18 protein-coding genes are annotated in these 17029 nt (G+C 59.9%); 4 read left to right on the plus strand and 14 right to left on the minus strand.

Annotated elements, in window-relative coordinates; genetic code table 11:
- Positions 1-79 precede the first annotated feature (79 nt).
- The 8 genes from NNA36_RS14575 to fabD form a co-directional block, all read right to left on the minus strand.
- Positions 80-1456 (minus strand): DNA-packaging protein, encoded by a 1377-nt coding sequence (locus NNA36_RS14575; protein ID WP_255108297.1) that lies wholly within the window; start codon positions 1454-1456, stop codon positions 80-82.
- Positions 1359-1700, minus strand: coding sequence for a hypothetical protein (locus tag NNA36_RS14580; protein ID WP_255108299.1), 342 nt, complete (start codon positions 1698-1700; stop codon positions 1359-1361). Before NNA36_RS14580 ends, NNA36_RS14575 begins: the two co-directional genes overlap by 98 nt.
- A 177-nt stretch (positions 1701-1877) precedes the next feature.
- Positions 1878-3029 carry an endolytic transglycosylase MltG gene (mltG, locus tag NNA36_RS14585; protein ID WP_255108302.1) on the minus strand — a complete coding sequence of 384 codons (1152 nt, stop codon included), beginning with the start codon at positions 3027-3029 and terminating at the stop codon, positions 1878-1880.
- Positions 3030-4289, minus strand: a complete 1260-nt coding sequence (gene fabF, locus NNA36_RS14590) for a beta-ketoacyl-ACP synthase II (protein WP_255108304.1) — start codon at positions 4287-4289, stop codon at positions 3030-3032.
- Between the two features lie 155 nt (positions 4290-4444).
- Positions 4445-5188, minus strand: a complete 744-nt coding sequence (locus tag NNA36_RS14595) for a 1-(5-phosphoribosyl)-5-[(5-phosphoribosylamino)methylideneamino] imidazole-4-carboxamide isomerase (protein WP_255108306.1) — start codon at positions 5186-5188, stop codon at positions 4445-4447.
- Between the two features lie 193 nt (positions 5189-5381).
- Positions 5382-5615: an acyl carrier protein gene (locus tag NNA36_RS14600; protein WP_073249626.1), complete on the minus strand. Its 234-nt coding sequence runs from the start codon at positions 5613-5615 to the stop codon at positions 5382-5384.
- Positions 5616-5861: 246 nt separating this feature from the next.
- Positions 5862-6599, minus strand: a complete 738-nt coding sequence (gene fabG, locus NNA36_RS14605) for a 3-oxoacyl-[acyl-carrier-protein] reductase (RefSeq protein WP_255108308.1) — start codon at positions 6597-6599, stop codon at positions 5862-5864.
- A gap of 70 nt (positions 6600-6669) precedes the next feature.
- Entirely contained in the window at positions 6670-7614 is a 945-nt protein-coding gene (gene fabD / locus NNA36_RS14610) for an ACP S-malonyltransferase (RefSeq protein ID WP_255108310.1), read from the minus strand.
- A gap of 159 nt (positions 7615-7773) precedes the next feature.
- Here fabD and NNA36_RS14615 point away from each other — a divergent pair, with 159 nt between their 5' ends.
- Positions 7774-8979 (plus strand): cytochrome b/b6 domain-containing protein, encoded by a 1206-nt coding sequence (locus NNA36_RS14615; RefSeq protein ID WP_255108313.1) that lies wholly within the window; start codon positions 7774-7776, stop codon positions 8977-8979.
- Positions 8980-9169: 190 nt separating this feature from the next.
- Here NNA36_RS14615 and NNA36_RS14620 read toward each other — a convergent pair whose 3' ends face one another.
- A complete protein-coding gene (locus NNA36_RS14620; RefSeq protein ID WP_255108314.1) occupies positions 9170-9742 on the minus strand; it encodes a YceI family protein in 573 nt (190 codons plus the stop codon).
- A gap of 105 nt (positions 9743-9847) precedes the next feature.
- Positions 9848-10342: a hypothetical protein gene (locus NNA36_RS14625; protein WP_255108315.1), complete on the minus strand. Its 495-nt coding sequence runs from the start codon at positions 10340-10342 to the stop codon at positions 9848-9850.
- A 281-nt stretch (positions 10343-10623) separates the two neighbouring features.
- Between NNA36_RS14625 and rpsF the strand changes: the two genes are divergently transcribed.
- From rpsF to rplI, 3 genes are read left to right on the plus strand one after another with little or no spacing between them, the layout of a single operon-like run.
- Positions 10624-10977: a 30S ribosomal protein S6 gene (gene rpsF / locus NNA36_RS14630; RefSeq protein WP_255108316.1), complete on the plus strand. Its 354-nt coding sequence runs from the start codon at positions 10624-10626 to the stop codon at positions 10975-10977.
- A 29-nt stretch (positions 10978-11006) separates the two neighbouring features.
- The gene (gene rpsR, locus NNA36_RS14635; protein WP_008328567.1) at positions 11007-11234 is read left to right on the plus strand and encodes a 30S ribosomal protein S18; all 228 of its coding nucleotides are present in this window, start codon (positions 11007-11009) and stop codon (positions 11232-11234) included.
- A gap of 13 nt (positions 11235-11247) precedes the next feature.
- Positions 11248-11868 carry a 50S ribosomal protein L9 gene (gene rplI / locus NNA36_RS14640; protein WP_255108318.1) on the plus strand — a complete coding sequence of 207 codons (621 nt, stop codon included), beginning with the start codon at positions 11248-11250 and terminating at the stop codon, positions 11866-11868.
- A 79-nt stretch (positions 11869-11947) separates the two neighbouring features.
- Here rplI and NNA36_RS14645 read toward each other — a convergent pair whose 3' ends face one another.
- The 4 genes from NNA36_RS14645 to NNA36_RS14660 all read right to left on the minus strand — a co-directional run.
- Positions 11948-12364, minus strand: a complete 417-nt coding sequence (locus NNA36_RS14645; RefSeq protein WP_353338530.1) for a DUF1330 domain-containing protein — start codon at positions 12362-12364, stop codon at positions 11948-11950.
- A gap of 104 nt (positions 12365-12468) precedes the next feature.
- A complete protein-coding gene (gene tig / locus NNA36_RS14650) occupies positions 12469-13803 on the minus strand; it encodes a trigger factor (protein ID WP_255108320.1) in 1335 nt (444 codons plus the stop codon).
- 221 nt (positions 13804-14024) lie between these two features.
- Complete coding sequence (locus tag NNA36_RS14655; RefSeq protein WP_255108321.1) at positions 14025-15128, minus strand: porin; 1104 nt, start codon at positions 15126-15128, stop codon at positions 14025-14027.
- Positions 15129-16017: 889 nt separating this feature from the next.
- Positions 16018-17029: calcium-binding protein (locus NNA36_RS14660; RefSeq protein ID WP_303623756.1), on the minus strand; the 1012-nt coding region annotated here is incomplete at its 5' end.

Here is a 17029-nt window from a genome sequence, read left to right on the forward strand (position 1 = left end):
CGGCGTTTTGTTCTTCGCTCCGGACAAGACACACTCTGCGGGAAATTCGTTAATTCGCGCCCTCGCCACCGTACGGTGCTCAGAGGCCGCGCATACGGGGCGCCCGCCACTTGGCCGCGGGTTCCACCATCAGCTCGTGCAGGGCCCAGACAAGCGCATCCACACGGTCGGGGCTGCCCTGCCCCTGATAGCCGGCCTGCGTCATGCGGCGCATCTGATCCTCAAGCGCCGAATGCGCACCCACGTGATGCACCCGCCCCTGTTCATAAAGCGCCGCCACAGGCTCGGCCCGCGCCACCTTCCCGCGCGAGGCCCGCACCGCCTTGAACGGCACCATCGGGTCGATCTGGCGCACCACCTCGGCCACCAGATCACCGCCCTGATTGACCTCGGCCACCAGCTTGTCTGCCTGCCAGCTCTCCATCGCCGCAACCGCCACCTGCGCCCAGGCTGCTGGGCTGGCTGCACTGACCGTGGCATCGTCCAGCACATAGGCCTGCCAATGCCCGACATCCCCGCGCGTCACGACCCCTGCCACGATGATCCCGCATTCATCCGATCCCGAATGCCCGGTCACGGGGGGATCGACGGCCACAACTATGCGGTCCAGGTCCGGCACCCCATCAACCCGCAACCCGTCCAGCATGTCCAGCGACCACAAGGCGCCGTCTTCCTCGTCCAATAGCACCCCGTCCAACTCCTGCCGTCCCAGCCGCGTACCCGCATAGCGCGCCCGCACTTCCGCCAGAAAACTCTCTGCCAGAAACGCCCGGTTGGCCTCGGTTGCAGCCCGCGTGACAACGGTTCCCTCGCGCGACAACAACGCCTTCAGAACCTCGACATTGCGCGGTGTCGTGGTCACACAGACCCGCGGATGCACCCCAAGACGCAATCCGAACTGCAACATGTCCCATGTCTCCTGGGCCTTTTTCCACTTCGCCAGTTCGTCCACCCAGGCCGCATCAAACTGCGGCCCACGCAGACTCTCAGGATCATGCGCTGAAAACACCTGCGCCACCGCCCCGTTGGGCCAGACAAGCCGCCTGCGCCCGGCCTCCCACTCCGGCATCCTGTCAGGCGGGGAACAGGCAAGGATCCCGCTGTCCCCAAAGACCATCACCTCGCGCACCTGATCCACCGTCTCACCCACCAGCGCCACACGTCTGGCTGGCCCTGCATCTTCCGGCCCGTTGCCTTCGACCTGCGCCCTGACCCACTCCGCTCCGGCGCGTGTCTTGCCCGCCCCACGACCGCCCAGGATCACCCAGGTCGTCCAGTCCCCTTCGGGTGGCAACTGGTGATCAAACGCCCAGAACTCGAACAGGTAAGGCAGAGCCAGCAGCTCTCCCTCGCTCAGGTCATTCAGAAACCTCTCCCGCGTCTCGTGCGGCTCTGAGGCGATCAAGGCGGCGCCCGATCGTATCCCTTGCGGTTTCAAGTTCGAGCCGCCGGGCATCGCCGCGTCCCGTCTCTTGCTGCTGGCATTTTTCAAACCGTTTCTCCGTCTCTATGGCAATGCGGACCATCGCGCGCAGCTCGGCCATCGCCGCCCCCGCATCTGCCAAGGTCTGCGCCTCCCCCGTCTGCAAGCGTTGTTGAAGCCCCCGGATCGTACGGGCCAACCCCGCCAACAGCGCCCTGACATGGGTCACCTCGCCCTCAAGCGCGCGGCCTCCGGTTGGCGGTATTGATGTCGTCATAAGTTGCCTGCTGCCTCACACTGCCCACGTTCCCCCGACCGCGAGACATCCCCCGTCCCGCAAGGGCACGCTAGGCAGAGGCCACCGATTTCCAGTTAACGCAGCGCACGCAGGCAGAAGGCCCACCAAAGCAAAAGGGCGCCCAACCGGACGCCCTAAACTTTGATTTAGCTAACCTTACTGGTTGGCCCGTTCCGCCTCGATCTGGCGCCACTTGGCCACGTTGCGGTTGTGCTCTTCCAGCGTCCGCGCAAAAGCGTGACCACCGGTTCCATCCGCAACAAAGAAGATAAAGTTGGTCTCGTCCGGATCAACCGCCGCCTCAAGGCTCGCACGGCCCGGGTTGGCAATCGGTGTCGGCGGCAGGCCCTCGATCACATAGGTGTTCCACGGTGTCTCGCGGCGCAATTCGCTCTGGCGCAGGCCACGGCCCAGCACCCCTTCACCACGCGTGATGCCATAGATCACCGTCGGGTCGGTTTGCAGCTTCATGCCCCGCTTGAGACGGTTGGTAAACACGCTCGCCACCTGACGACGTTCTTCCGGCACGCCGGTTTCCTTCTCGATGATCGAGGCCAGAACCAGCATTTCCTCCGGAGATTTCAAGGGCGTATCCGGCGACCGCGCCTCCCAGGCTGCAGCCACAAGCACATCCTGTGCGTCCTGCATCCGCTCAATCACCGAGGCTCGGCTGTCACCCACGCGCACCTCATAGCTGTCGGGCGCAAGCGATCCTTCGGCAGGCACATCGACCTCGCCGTTCAAGAGATCCACCCGCTTCAGGCCATCGACGATCTGCCAGCTGGTCACGCCTTCGGCAATGGCAATGCGATACCGGGTATCCGCCTGCGCACGCACCTTGGTAAAGGCATCCGGCGCCTCGCCCTCAACAGGGTTGAACGCTGCAACTTCCACGAACTTGCCGGTCTGGGGATCAAGCTCGCGCACCTGCACCGCCTGACGGGTCACACCGATGCGATACACCACTTCGGTGCCGCAGGTGCTTGCTCCGCCGCGGGTGACGATATCGGCGATCTCTTCCATCGACGCACCGGCAGGCACAAGGAAAGACCCCGCTTTCAGCTTGTCAGCTTTCTCGGTGTAATCCGCACCAATCCGGAAAATCGCGCCATTGCTGACTGCGCCGCGTGTCTCGAGATCACGCGACACCCGGCTCATGGTCGATCCGGGCGCAACCCGCAGGCAGATCGGCTCGCCCAGCGGGCCAGCGCCTTCATACTGGGATTTCCCCCAGATCACGACGCCGCCCAAAAGGAACACTGCCACGATCAGCAGCGTTATCGCGTTCGACGCGATGTGTCGCCACATTTAGTCGACCTTTCCGAAAATCACCGATGCGTTGGTGCCGCCGAAACCGAACGAGTTGGACAGCGCCACGTTGATCTCGCGCTCGACCTTCTTGTTCGGAGCAAGGTCAACAGGCGTCTCAACCGCCGGCGTATCAAGGTTGATGGTCGGCGGCGCAACCTGGTCGCGGATCGCGAGGATCGAGAAGATCGCTTCGATCGCGCCAGCCGCACCCAGCAAGTGGCCGGTCATCGACTTGGTCGAGGACATGGTCACCTTGCCCGCAGCCTCGCCCATCATGCGCTCGACCGCGCCCAGTTCAATCACGTCAGCCATCGTCGAGGTGCCGTGCGCGTTGATGTAATCGATGTCCTTCGGCTCAAGACCCGCGTTCTTCAGCGCCGCGCGCATCGAACGCTCACCGCCTTCACCATCTTCCGACGGCGCGGTGATGTGATAGGCGTCACCCGACAGGCCATAGCCCAGGACCTCGGCATAGATTTTCGCACCACGGGCAACCGCGTGTTCGTATTCTTCCAGAACCACGACACCGGCCCCTTCGCCCATCACGAAACCATCGCGGTCCGCGTCATAGGGACGGCTGGCAATGGTCGGGTCTTCCGTGCGCGAGGTCGACAGCGCCTTACAGGCGTTGAAGCCCGCGATGCCGATTTCACAGATCGCCGCTTCTGCACCACCGGCAACCATCACATCCGCATCGCCGAACATGATCAGACGGGCTGCGTCACCAATCGCGTGCGCACCGGTCGAACAGGCGGTCACAACCGCGTGGTTCGGGCCTTTGAAACCGTATTGAATGCCGACCTGACCGGAAATCAGGTTGATCAGGGCACCCGGAATAAAGAACGGCGATACCCGGCGCGGGCCTTTTTCGGCCATCAAAAGCGTGGTCTGTTCGATCGACTGCAAACCGCCGATACCCGACCCGATCATCACACCGGTGCGTTCACGCGCCTCGGTCTCTTCCGGCTTCCAGCCCGAGTCTTCCACTGCCTGCTGGGCTGCGGCCAGACCGTAGAGGATAAAGTCATCCACCTTGCGGCGCTCTTTCGGCGCCATCCAGTCATCAGGGTTGAAGGTGCCGTCAGTTCCGTCGCCATAAGGCACTTCACAGGCATATTTGGTCGTCACGCGTTCCGTGTTGAAACGGGTGATGGGCCCTGCCCCGGACTGACCGTCAAGAATACGCGACCAGGTTTCCTCGACCCCGCTTGCAAGCGGTGTAACCAAACCCAGACCAGTAACGACGACACGACGCATGATGTTGCCCTTTCCTCAATTGCTTGCACGCTCTTACCGCGCCTTTGCACATGGGGGCAAGCCTCACGAAGTCAATCGGTTGCCTTCCGCCCAAAGAAATAGCGCCAACCCGGCTTGGGCCAGCGCCATAGGTGACCTTGAGTCACATCACTTGCTTACTGGAACGCCGCCCGCGCTTCCGGTTCGGGCTGGGCCAGCGCCAGTGCCTCGCCAAGATCAACGTCCTTGGTGAACAACGACTTGCTGATCAGCGTGCCCGAGATATTGGATACGTATTTCAAACGCGACACGTCATCCGACGCATGCACGGTTCCCCGAGCGATCACCGGATGGCGCGTCGCCGCCGAAATGCCCGAAATGACACCAAGCTGGCCGTCCTGATCGCCAATATCGGCATCAATATCCGTCACCAGAACACCGGCCAGCGGCACGTCGTCATAAGCCTTCACCACATCCTGCGGCTCAAGCGCGCCTGAGTTGCGCCAGCCATCGGTCATAAGCTTGCCTTCGAAGACGTCAATCGCCACGACAATCTGGTCCGGATAGCGGTTCGCCATCTCCTTCACGAGGTTCGAATCCTGCACCGCCAGCGTGCCGATCACCACGCGGCCCGCGCCCTTGTCGATCCAGCTTTCGATCCGCTCACGCGACCGCACACCGCCGCCAACCTGCACCGATGCTCCGGCCGTGCGGATGATGTCTTCGATCAGCTCGTCGTTATTGCCGTCCCCGAACAACGCGTCCATGTCGGTCACATGCAGCCACTCGGCACCGCTCTCCACGAAGGACTGCGCCGTTTTTACCGGATCCACATGCCAGATTGTCGGCTCTTCCGGACGCCCGCGATACAGCGAGACGCACTTGCCGCCTTTCAATTCGATTGTTGGATATACGATCATGGTTTCCTCCCGGAAAATGTATGGCCCTCTCCACATCGGCCCCTCTCAGGATGAAAGCCTAACACCGCAGGGTGATATTCCCAAATCGGCAAAATCGAAGTCGAATCCGGCAACGCGGGCAAAACTGCCCCAAAAAGGAAAAAGCCCCCGCCTTTCGGCAGGGGCTCTTCTACGCCTCGAAAGGCGTCAGAACTTAGGAAGCTTCAGTGATGAACTTCACTGCGTCGCCGAAGGTCTGGATGGTTTCGGCTGCGTCGTCCGGGATCTCGATGCCGAACTCTTCTTCGAAAGCCATCACGAGTTCCACGGTGTCGAGGCTGTCTGCGCCCAGGTCGTCGATGAACGAAGCGTTCTCAACAACTTTGTCTTCTTCAACACCCAGGTGCTCTACAACGATCTTTTTCACGCGGTCTGCGACGTCGCTCATGTCAATTCCTCATTCGTCATGGGCCCGAGGCCCTGTGATCGCCCGCCCCGATGGCGGGTTTGGTTTGTGCCCCGAAGGGCGGCTCTTGTTCACCGGCGAACCGGCAATTCACGGGTGAACCCAAGCACACCCTCGATAAATCTGCGCCGCCTATAGCACATCCTCATGCCAAGGCAAACGCTTTCGCAATATGGCATCTCCTGCCAACGGAACAACCCCCGACCATCCTGATCGGGGGCAATCCGCTTACAGCATGGCCATGCCACCGTTCACATGCAAGGTCGAACCGGTGACATAACCGGCTTCATTGCTGGCCAGATACAGAACCGCCGCCGCGATCTCTTCGGGCGAACCCATACGCGCAGCCGGGATCTGGGCGTTGATCTTGCCCTTCTGGTCATCGTTAAGCTTGTCGGTCATCGCGGTGGCAATGAACCCCGGCGCAACCGCGTTCACGGTGATGCCACGGCTGGCCACTTCATAGGCAATCGACTTGCTCAGACCAACCATACCGGCCTTCGAGGCCGCATAGTTCGCCTGTCCGGGGTTGCCGGTCGCGCCAACAATCGACGAGATATTAATGATACGGCCCCAGCGCGATTTCATCATCGGGCGCATCACGCCACGGCACAGACGCATGGTCGAGGTCAGGTTCACATCCAGAACCGATTGCCACTCGTCATCCGACATGCGCATGAAAATCTGGTCGCGGGTGATCCCGGCGTTGTTCACCAGGATATCGACGCTGCCCATGGCCTCGATGGCCTGTTTCGGCAGGGCATCCACGGCCTCGGCATCGCTCAGGTTGCACGGCAGCACATGCGCGCGCTCGCCCAGTTCCGCCGCCAGCGCCTCCAGCGGTTCGACGCGGGTGCCCGACAGGCCCACGGTTGCGCCCGCCGCATGCAGGGCCTTGGCGATCTCGCCACCAATACCGCCCGACGCACCGGTTACCAGTGCGCATTTTCCAGTCAAATCAAACATTTGAATGTTCCTTATTCATCTCAATCCTCCCACCCGCCAAGACGCCGAACAGGACGGAAGTTGTTCTGTCTCAGCCCTGCGCCAGGCTGGCTGCGGCGGCCTTTACGTCGTCCGGAGTGCCAACCACCTTGCAGGCAATCGCACGGTCGATACGGCGGATCATGCCCGACAGCGCCTTGCCGGCACCGATTTCCCAGGCCTCGGTGACACCGTTCTGGCTCATCCACGACACCGATTCGCGCCAGCGCACGGAACCGGTCACCTGATCTACCAGCAGCGAACGGATGGTGGCCGCGTCCTTCACAGGCTCGGCAATCACGTTTGCCACCACCGGAACCGCAGGCATCTCGAGGTCAACATGGCTGAGGGCTTCGGCCATCGCCTCGGCAGCCGGCTTCATCAGGGCACAGTGGAAAGGTGCGCTCACCGGCAGAAGAACCGCACGTTTCGCGCCCTTCTCCTTGGCCAGTTCCACCGCACGTTCAACCGCGCCTTTGTGGCCTGACACCACAACCTGCCCCGGATCGTTGTCATTGGCCGCCTGGCAGATTTCGCCCTGTGCCGCTTCCGAGGCCACTTCGCGTGCCGTCTCGAAATCCAACCCCAGCAGCGCCGCCATAGCGCCAACACCTACCGGAACCGCTGCCTGCATCGCCTCGCCACGTGTCCGCAGCAGGCGCGCCGTGTCGGCAATGCTCAGGGCACCTGCCGCCGCCAGCGCGGAATACTCGCCAAGGCTGTGACCCGCGACATAAGACGCGGCCTCGATCGGCACGCCTTCCGACTTCAGCGCCGCCATGGCCGCCAGCGAGGTCGCCATCAGCGCGGGCTGGGCATTCTGCGTCAGGGTCAACTGATCCTGCTCACCTTCCCAGATCAGCGCGCTCAGCTTTTCCCCAAGGGCCTCGTCGACCTCGTCGAAAACGGCCTTGGCCGACGGATAGGCATCCGCCAGCGCCTTGCCCATGCCAATGGTCTGTGCACCCTGTCCCGGAAATACAAATGCTCGGCTCATGAAGTCCCCCAAAATCTAGTGGTTTCAGCCGGAATACCGCTTGCCGGGCGCAGGCGCAACGCCCTTGCGCATTCCTGCACCACTTATGTGCGGCAAGAGAGCTTTCCGCAGCGCGTCTCCACATTTATCTAGGAACAAGACACGCAACAGGAGCTCCCCATGCCCGCCTCCAACACGCACAGCCAATATGGCAGCGTCGCCAAGACCTTCCACTGGCTGACCGCCCTCCTCATCCTGACAGCCATTCCTCTTGGCTTCTTCGCGGAAAAAGCGCCCTTCGCAGACAGCGAACAGCTTGCCTTCAAGGCGCTCCTGTTTTCGCTGCACAAAACCGTCGGCGTCGCAGCATTCTTCACGGCCCTCTTGCGAATTCTCTGGGCCATGACCCAGACGCGCCCCGGCCTACTCAATAGCGAAAACAGGCTCGAAGCCTTCGGCGCCCATACCGCCCACTGGCTGCTTTATGGCTCCATGCTGATGGTGCCACTGACCGGCTGGATTCACCATTCCGCCACCACCGGCTTTGCCCCGATCTTCTGGCCCTTCGGTCAGAACCTGCCTTTCGTACCCAAGAACGAAGCCCTGTCCGAGCTCTTCTCCGGCCTGCACTTCGTCTTCATCATCGTTCTGGTCCTGTCGATCCTCGCCCATGTCGGCGGTGCGCTGAAGCACTTTGTCATCGACCGCGACCAGACCCTGCAGCGCATGTTGCCCGGTCGCAATTCCGCCCCAACACCGGAGCCAAAAGCCCACTCGCGCCTTCCGCAGATCGCCGCTGTCACCACCTGGGCCCTTGCCCTGATCATCGGCGGCGCAACCGGCATCCTGTCGACCGGCGCAGGCCACGATCGCGCATCAAACGCACCGGCACTTGCCGCCACCCCCTCCGAATGGGTGGTTCAGGAAGGCCAGGTGTCGATCTCCGTCGTACAATTCGGCTCGGACATCACAGGCAGCTTTGCCGACTGGACCGCCGCCATCGCCTTCAATGAAACCGCGACCGACGGCAAACACGGCGAGGTCGAAGCCACCATCGCCATCACCTCTCTCACGCTGGGCTCGGTTACCGATCAGGCATTGGGCGGTGATTTCCTTGATGCCACGGGTTTCCCGACCGCCACCTTCAAGGCCGATCTTCTGCCTGCGGAAAGCGGCTATGTCGCCTCTGGCACCCTGACTATCAAGGGCGCCTCGCAACCGCTCGACCTGCCCTTCTCGCTGGAGCTGGAAGGCGACACCGCCCGCATGAGCGCGTCCACCACCCTGCAACGTCTGGACTTCGGCATCGGTGCCACCATGCCCGACGAAAGCTCCCTCGGCTTCCCGGTCAAGGTGAACATCACCCTCACCGCCACACGAGGCTGAACCCTCTACAAATCAACACCAAAAAAGGCCTTCCACCTCGGGAGGCCTTTTTCATTGCCCCTTCCTCCCTGCCCTTGGCCACTGGCTCCATCATTCTGTCTCAGGCGCGCCCTCTCAATAATACCCACAAACAAAAAGACCGCCGGATCACTCCGGCGGCCTCTCTTGGAAAACTTGGGGACGTTCTGCCTTATTCGGCTTTCGAGGCCTCGATCGAGATCATCAGCTGAACTTCGTCGCTTACGAAGGGTGCGAACTTGCCAAGGCCGAACTCCGAACGCACAACAGTCGTGGTGGCATCAAAACCTGCCCAGTCCTTGCCCGCCATCGGGTGCTTGCTCGCTTGGTTCAGCTTGGCATCCAGAACCACCGGCTTGGTCATGCCGTTCAGGGTCAGGTCGCCGGTGATCTTCGCGGTGTTCTCACCGGTCACTTCGATGCCGGTCGAGGCAAAGGTCACCATCTCGTCACCCGCCGCGTTGAAAAAGTCCGGCGACATGAAGTGGCCGAAACGTGCGTCCCAACCGGTGATCATCGAGCTCAGCGGCATCGAGACATTCACCGACGAGGCCGCCGGGTTTTCCTGGTCGAACATGATTTCACCGGCAAAGCCCGAGAACATACCGTAGGTGGTCGAATACCCGAGGTGGTTGTAGGAGAAGACAACCTGGCTGTGGCTTGCGTCCAGATCGTATTTTACCGGCTCAGCAACAGCAAAGCCGGCGGCAGCAGCGAAACCTGCGGCAAGAAGAAGGGATTTCATGGGTGATACACTCCGTTGGCGTCAATATCGTGGTGTAAATATCGACGTAGCGCCCGAACGGAACAATTCACTAGGTTTCAACAACCAGTGTGTATCAATGAACACTCACGAAAGCGTGATCGACTGGCTGCGCAAATGTGCAATGGCTTCGTCACGCATGTCCGGACCTTCCAGCGCCATTTCCGCGATGGCTTTGCCGCGCTGATCCAGCAACACCAGCGATTGATCCGTCACCCGCGCCGAGGAAATCGCGTCATAACCAACCGAACGCAGGCTTTCGCGGCGGCCACGTCCACGCATTTCAATCAGGTGAACCTGACGTGTACGTGGGTCAAAGTGCATCTCGGCCAGCTTGCGGGCCGTCGCGATCTGCGTCATGCCGATCCCGGCGGCAACCATCATGATCGACAGGAAGGCCTTGACCATCAACACACCCGGTTCAAGGTCCAGCCCTGGCACCAGCCAGAGACCGGCACCCGCCCAGATAAAGGCAAATCCGAAAAAGACCGAAGCCGCCCGCACCGGCACGGTATGGCCGCGTTCAAACCCGCGGTTGGCACGGTCGGCGGCAAGTGCGAAGGCGTTGGATGCAACGGTCATGAGGGTCTCCTCGGCTGTCGTTTTTTCTTTCGTTAACCCTCGTGGCAAAATGCGGCTGGAATGAGGCGCATCTTGGGAATATCAACGGTTTCACCCGCCTTGCCCTCACCCCGCCGAAACGCCTGTATTTCCGGCAAGACAAGGGTTGCATGATCGCCCAATTCCGCTATACAGCGCCATCCTTTCGCGAAAGCTAGAACCGCGCAGTCTCTCGTGGGTGGGGTGCGAAAGGATCATTGCCCCGCTCTTTGAAATGCGCCTGAAAATGAAATGGAGTTCGCATGCCCCTTTACGAGCATGTATTCATCTCGCGCCAGGACCTGTCCAACGCGCAAGCCGAAAGCCTCGTCGAACATTTTGGCACCGTCCTCGCGGACAACGGCGGTAAAGTCGTTGAAAGCGAATACTGGGGCGTCAAGACGATGGCCTACAAGATCAACAAGAACCGCAAGGGCCACTACGCCTTCCTGAAAACCGATGCACCTTCGTCGGCCGTTCAGGAAATGGAACGCCTGATGCGCCTGCATGACGACGTGATGCGCGTCCTGACCATCAAGGTCGACGAGCACGCCGAGGGCCCCTCGGTCCAGATGCAGAAACGTGACGAACGCGACAACCGTCGCGAGCGCCGCTGATCACACGGTTGAAGAAAGGACACTAAGTCATGGCTGCAAAACCGTTTTTCCGTCGTCGCAAAGTCTGCCCCTTCTCGGGCGACAACGCACCGAAAATCGACTACAAGGACACCAAGCTCCTGCAACGCTACATCTCTGAGCGTGGCAAGATCGTTCCTTCGCGCATCACCGCCGTTTCGGCCAAGAAGCAGCGTGAACTGGCCCGTGCTATCAAGCGCGCCCGCTTCCTCGCCCTGCTGCCCTACGCCGTGAAGTAAGGAGACCTGACAGATGCAAGTTATCCTTCTCGAACGCGTGGCCAAACTCGGCCAAATGGGCGACGTCGTAGACGTTAAGCCCGGCTATGCCCGTAACTTCCTGCTGCCGCAGGGCAAAGCTCTGACCGCTTCCGACGCCAACGTGGCGGCCTTCGAAGCTCAGAAAGCCCAGCTCGAAGCACGTAACCTCGAGACCAAGAAAGAAGCCGAAGCTCTCGGTGAGAAACTCGCTGGTCAACAGTTCATCGTGATTCGTTCGGCATCGGACGCCGGCGCCCTCTACGGTTCGGTTAGCCCGCGTGACGCGGCTGACGCAGCAACCGAAGCTGGCTTCACCGTCGACAAGAAGCAGATCGTTCTGGCCAAGCCGATCAAGGAACTGGGCCTGCACGACGTACACGTGCTGCTGCACCCCGAAGTTGACGTGACCATTCAGCTGAACGTTGCTCGTTCGGAAGAAGAAGCCGAACTGCAAGCCTCGGGCAAGTCGATCCAGGAACTGGCCGCTGAAGCCGAAGCCGAAGCAGAATTCGAAATCGCCGAACTGTTCGACGATATCGGCGCTGCTGCATCGGACGAAGACGACATCATCGAAGATGCACCGGTTTCGGACGAAGAAGAAGCAAAAGCCTAAGCTTTTCACCTTCTTGGAAATCAGGAAGGGCCGCACGATCCGTCGTGCGGCCCTTTCCTTTTGCGGAACACCCGCACAATTACTCGCCGAAATTCGCCCCCACACCCATCGGCGCCATGCGCACCAGACGGCTATCACTCACCCCCGCCTGCCGATGCGCCATCGCCTTGCGATAGTCGGGATCGCCCAGCATATCGACAAAGGCCTGCACCGATGGATACTCGGCAATAAAGCACAGATCCCACTGCTCCTCGCCCGGGCCGATCAGCATCTGCTCCATCTGTCCCCGCCAGATGATCCGCCCACCCAGCCGCTGGAACACCGGCGCACTCTCGCGGCCATAGGCAGCATAGGCCTCGGCCCCCGTCGCCTCGCGACCGTCCTCGTATTCGGCTGTCTCGCGCAACCTGACGAGGTTCAGCATGTGGATCGGCCCGTCCCGGTCATTGTCCTTGAACGCTTGGAAATCCTCTTTCCCGAACGCGGTATGTGCCATTGTCATCCTCCCTTGGCCTTGCCGCCATCCTGCCCCTCCCCTGACAGCAGGCCAACAAAAAAGGCCGCCCGAAGGCGGCCTTTCCGATAACGTGACGCAAGGTCTTATTCGTCGTCGAGGGCTTCAACAGCCGCCTGAAGATCGTCTTTCGACACTTCTTTCTCGGAAACCTCGGCCAGTTCGAACGCATAGTCGACAACCTTGTCTTCGAAGATCGGCGCGCGCAGTTGCTGCTGCATCTGTGCGTTCTGCTGGATGAACTCGAAGAACTGACGCTCTTGACCCGGGTACTGACGTGCCTGGTTCATGATCGCCTGGGTCATTTCCGCTTCGGTCACTTCAACCTCTGCCTTCTGGCCCAGCTCGGCCAGCAGCAGGCCCAGGCGCACGCGGCGCTCGGCCAGCTTGGTGTGCTCTTCGGTGGGCTCGATGGTGTCGTGGTTGTGGTCGGTGACTTCCGGGTTTTCCTCGTGCCACAGCTGGTGCGCGATCTGGCCGGCTTCCGCTTCAACAAGCGACGGCGGCAGGTCGAAGGAAACCGCATCGTCCAGCTTGTCCAGCAGGGCGCGCTTCATGACGGCGCGTGCCGCACCGGCGTATTCTGCTTCCAGACGCTCGCTGATCTGGCCTTTCAGGCCGTCCAGGTCTTCCGCGCCGAACTTCTGTGCCAGCTCGTCGTTGATTTCCGCGGCAACCGGCTCTTTCACTTCTTTCACGTTGCAGGTGAAAACAGCTTCTTTACCGGCCAGGTGCTCGGCCTGGTACTCTTCCGGGAACGATACGGTGACGTCTTTTTCTTCACCGGCCTTCACACCAACCAGCTGCTCTTCGAAGCCGGGGATGAACTGGTTCGAACCCAGTACCAGCGGGAAATCGTCGCCCGAACCGCCTTCAAAGGCTTCGCCGTCGATCTTGCCAACAAAGTCCATGACAACCTGGTCGCCGTCTTTGGCTTTGGTGCCTTTCTTGCGGTCTTTGAAGTCCTGCGCGGTTTCGGCAAGGTTGCCAAGCGCTTCTTCAACGGCCGCGTCGTCTGCCTTTACAACCATCTTCTCGAGGCTGATGGCCTTCAGGTCAACTTCCGGGATCTCCGGCAGAGCTTCGTAGGACATTTCGACTTCTACGTCGTCGCCTTCTTTCCACTCTTCGCCGTTCTTCATTTCGACTTTCGGCTGCAGGGCCGGCTTGTCGCCGCTGTCTTCAAAGTGCTTGTTCATCGCACCGTCAACAGCTTCCTGCATCGCTTCGCCCAGCAGACGCTGACCGAACTGCTTTTTCAGAAGCGGCATCGGCACCTTGCCTTTGCGGAAACCTTTCATTTCGATTTCCGGCTGCGCTTCAACCAGCTTTTCGTTCACTTTCTCGTCCAGCTCGGCAGCGGTGACGGTGATCGAATAACCGCGCTTCAGACCTTCGTTCAGAGTCTCGGTGACCTGCATGTCAGTTCCCCATAGGTTACGGCGCGCGAGGTCCGCGCGCGGGCAAAAATTTTTGCCCTTCTATTGGTCCGCGCGGGCGGGCGCAAGGGGTTTCACCGCCTTTTGCAAAGGGACGCGGCGGATATTTTCCGACTCCCCTTCAACAAGCCCAATCCCCCAAGAAAAAAGGCGCCAAACCCGTCAGGATCTGGCGCCAGTCATGGAAAACCAAGGGAGAGTGGTTAGAACTTCAGGCGGGTGCCGAAGACGATGGAAGACGCATCGTTGTAGGTATTCGCTGCGTCGTCATACGAGTAATCGCGGTAACCTGCATAAACTTCGGCATTGTATTTGTTCAGCTTCTGAACTACGCCAACACCCCAGGACGAGCTTTCCGAACCCGCAGTGTTAAAGTCGTCGCCTTCGAAGAGGTCGATGCTGAAGTAGGTCTTGCCGGCAGAAATCAGGTCCGCTCCGTAACCGAGCTTTGCATAGACATAGTTTGCGCCGCCATCCTGATCACCGGTGGCCAGGGCCGCGCTCAGGCCGGATGCGTGCGAAACGCCAACCGAGGCCAGCACCGCATCTGTGGTGGTGCCGCCCGACTTGGTCCAGGACATGCCCAGAGCGCTATTGACTTCGAAGTCACCGAATTCGCCTTTGTGGCGCAGCGCGATGTCATAGAAGTCATCGTCGTTGCCAGCTTTCAGGATCTCGGTACCGTAGGCCGCCGAAACGGTGAAACCGTTGAACGAGGGGCTGTCATAACGGACACGACCCTTACGGCCGCCGTCAAAAGTGCCGAACGCGTCGCCGATCTCGATGCCCGACAGTGCGCCACCAGTGGTGGTGAATTGGAAACCACCTGCGAAGTCGCCGATCGCCGCATCCGAAACCAGCCCCGTGCCGGTGCCATCCATGAACGCCACGCCATCGGTTGCCATGCTGCCCTGGCCCAGCGAGATGGTACCAAACGAGTTCGAGACGAACGACACGTCAATCTTGCGAATGTCGGTGCGGTCCCAATCGATGTTGTCGGGGCTGGTGCCCTGGCCAAAGGCGCTGGTCGACCCCAGACCAAGCCCGGTCTCGAAGTTGAACTTCAGCGTGCCTGCATCCATCGGCTGTACAATGCGGAACCCCAGACGGCTGTTCGACTTCGCACTATCACCAAGGTTGGTTTCGCTGTTCACGCCGTCGTCGACCGACACAATGGCCGGATTGATATGGCCGTAAAATGTTACCTTGCCGCCCGAGGCGTTCTCATACTCTGCAGCCGAGGCCGTGCCTGCGAGGGCTGCGCCCATTGCGATCACTGAAACCGCCGAAAAAATCTGTTTGCTCATGGTCACTGTCGTTCCTGTTTGCGTGATGACCCGGTGGGGCCCGAGGCCGACATAGGCACGGAAATTCGGAGGTTCAACGACAAGTAAACTCACAAGTACCACAGTTAACATTGTCACAATACGTCGTCACAAATTTGTTCAGCATCGCCCCTTGAAAATTTTTATACATATTTTTCAAGGCCTAAATCTACAATCTTTTACATTTATCCGATTTTCGTCCATTTAAACACATGTCAAAAACCGCACCAGCTATGCACCTTCGACATACCGTCCCAGCATCAGCCGAATAACTCACCAAAGCCAGACAAGGACACTTCCCCGATCCCCGAACAACCCGGGTGCAGCGATGCACAGAAAGTCGCCAAAAAATGAAAAACTTCGGACGGCTAAATAGCCTCCCAACGCCGGACTCGCTGCGCACCAACGCATCAGCCAAGGCAAAATGCCCCGCGCTTCCCGTCTTCAAACCTGTCATGAAGAGTTACCGTGGTGCGGGTGGAGGGAACTATGTTCAAATAGCAACGTGTTGCAATTCGTCTTATCCCACTGTTTTTGTTGCCAAAGCAACATACAAGTCGCCTTACCCTGCCGCAATCTGTTGCAACATAATGTGGGGTGAAGTGTGGGGCGGGTATAAAGGTCCTGCGCACGTTTTCCACGAAAGTGTTTGCCATTACTCGCCGACACACGGACAGTTTTTGTCAAGAACGATAACTTATGAATTGGCGCCGCAGTTTGGATAATCTTCTACCGACAGGCGACTGATCATCACTTCTACGTTTCCCTAAGCTTGCTTTCAGACAACGGATACCTCAAACAACCTAGCAGTCAGTACCCAAACAGATTCAAGAAGAGTAGTCCTCAGGAAGCCCCCTTCACACACACCAGTTCAAAACACGAAGTCAGCATCGCTGTAGGCAAGTCCCGTGCCGACGTCGGCAAATGCGACCCCTTTCAAAAGAATGCTGTTTGTCCCCACCACAATCTTGGCAAGACCGCCCTGATCCAAGAGGTGATTGTCGAGCAAATCCTGGAAATCGGTGATAGCTCTCACCCCTTTCAGGTTCAGAACTTCCTTATCGCTGGCATTGAAGCCAAAGACCGTGTCCTGACCAAAGCCGTCCGCGAAGACGAACACATCAGCACCGCCACCGCCGGTCAGCTTATCGCGACCCGCGCCACCAAATAGGGTGTCTTGACCGTTGCCACCATTGAGCACATCCGCCTGGTTGCCACCGTAAAGCTTGTCGTTGCCCGCCCCGCCAAGGATACGGTCAAAACCGTTGTCGCCCCGGAAGACATCGTTGCCACCGCCACCTTCGATGGTGTCGTTGCCCTTGCCACCCGACACCGTATCGCGCCCCGCTTTCAGGCCTTCAGCGTGATCAACAAAGACATCATCGCCCGATCCAAGACTGGCCGTGTCACGCCCCTTGCCACCGACAACATAGTCGGCCCCGACGCCGCCATTGAGGCTATCTGCCCCCTTACCGCCCAGCAGCGTGTCCTTGCCACTGCCACCACTCAGCTTGTCGTTGCCGCCAAGTCCCGACAGGCTGTTGGCCTGGCCATCCCCTGTCATCACGTCACCGTAGGTCGACCCTTCAAACGTCTCGATCCCAACAAAGACATCACCGGCTGCATCTCCCGCATTGTTTGAAGACTCCAGTAGATCAACCGTGACGCCGAAAAGGGCAGTCACATAGGAAACCCGATCGATGCCATCGCCTCCGTCCAAAATATCCGCACCGGCTCCTCCCCACAGTACGTCGTCTCCACCACCTGCCAACAAATGGTCATTTCCCGCGCCGCCGTCGATGCTGTCGATGCCGCCGTTGCCATAAAGCACGTCATTGCCCAACCCGCCCAGAAGCGTGTCGTTCAGATCGCCGCCCACAAGC

This window comes from Shimia sp. CNT1-13L.2 (genome assembly GCF_024331145.1).
Lineage (GTDB): Bacteria > Pseudomonadota > Alphaproteobacteria > Rhodobacterales > Rhodobacteraceae > Shimia.

Bases quoted from the DNA above. Each gene is read 5' to 3' on its own strand.
- NNA36_RS14575 (WP_255108297.1), bottom strand. From the start codon at position 1,456: ATGCCCGGCGGCTCGAACTTGAAACCGCAAGGGATACGATCGGGCGCC.
- NNA36_RS14620 (WP_255108314.1), bottom strand. From the start codon at position 9,742: ATGAAATCCCTTCTTCTTGCCGCAGGTTTCGCTGCTGCCGCCGGCTTT.
- NNA36_RS14615 (WP_255108313.1), top strand. From the start codon at position 7,774: ATGCCCGCCTCCAACACGCACAGCCAATATGGCAGCGTCGCCAAGACC.
- tig (WP_255108320.1), bottom strand. From the start codon at position 13,803: ATGCAGGTCACCGAGACTCTGAACGAAGGTCTGAAGCGCGGTTATTCG.
- mltG (WP_255108302.1), bottom strand. From the start codon at position 3,029: ATGTGGCGACACATCGCGTCGAACGCGATAACGCTGCTGATCGTGGCA.
- NNA36_RS14580 (WP_255108299.1), bottom strand. From the start codon at position 1,700: ATGACGACATCAATACCGCCAACCGGAGGCCGCGCGCTTGAGGGCGAG.
- rplI (WP_255108318.1), top strand. From the start codon at position 11,248: ATGCAAGTTATCCTTCTCGAACGCGTGGCCAAACTCGGCCAAATGGGC.
- fabD (WP_255108310.1), bottom strand. From the start codon at position 7,614: ATGAGCCGAGCATTTGTATTTCCGGGACAGGGTGCACAGACCATTGGC.
- NNA36_RS14625 (WP_255108315.1), bottom strand. From the start codon at position 10,342: ATGACCGTTGCATCCAACGCCTTCGCACTTGCCGCCGACCGTGCCAAC.
- NNA36_RS14655 (WP_255108321.1), bottom strand. From the start codon at position 15,128: ATGAGCAAACAGATTTTTTCGGCGGTTTCAGTGATCGCAATGGGCGCA.
- rpsR (WP_008328567.1), top strand. From the start codon at position 11,007: ATGGCTGCAAAACCGTTTTTCCGTCGTCGCAAAGTCTGCCCCTTCTCG.
- fabG (WP_255108308.1), bottom strand. From the start codon at position 6,599: ATGTTTGATTTGACTGGAAAATGCGCACTGGTAACCGGTGCGTCGGGC.
- NNA36_RS14600 (WP_073249626.1), bottom strand. From the start codon at position 5,615: ATGAGCGACGTCGCAGACCGCGTGAAAAAGATCGTTGTAGAGCACCTG.
- fabF (WP_255108304.1), bottom strand. From the start codon at position 4,289: ATGCGTCGTGTCGTCGTTACTGGTCTGGGTTTGGTTACACCGCTTGCA.
- rpsF (WP_255108316.1), top strand. From the start codon at position 10,624: ATGCCCCTTTACGAGCATGTATTCATCTCGCGCCAGGACCTGTCCAAC.
- NNA36_RS14645 (WP_353338530.1), bottom strand. From the start codon at position 12,364: ATGGCACATACCGCGTTCGGGAAAGAGGATTTCCAAGCGTTCAAGGAC.
- NNA36_RS14595 (WP_255108306.1), bottom strand. From the start codon at position 5,188: ATGATCGTATATCCAACAATCGAATTGAAAGGCGGCAAGTGCGTCTCG.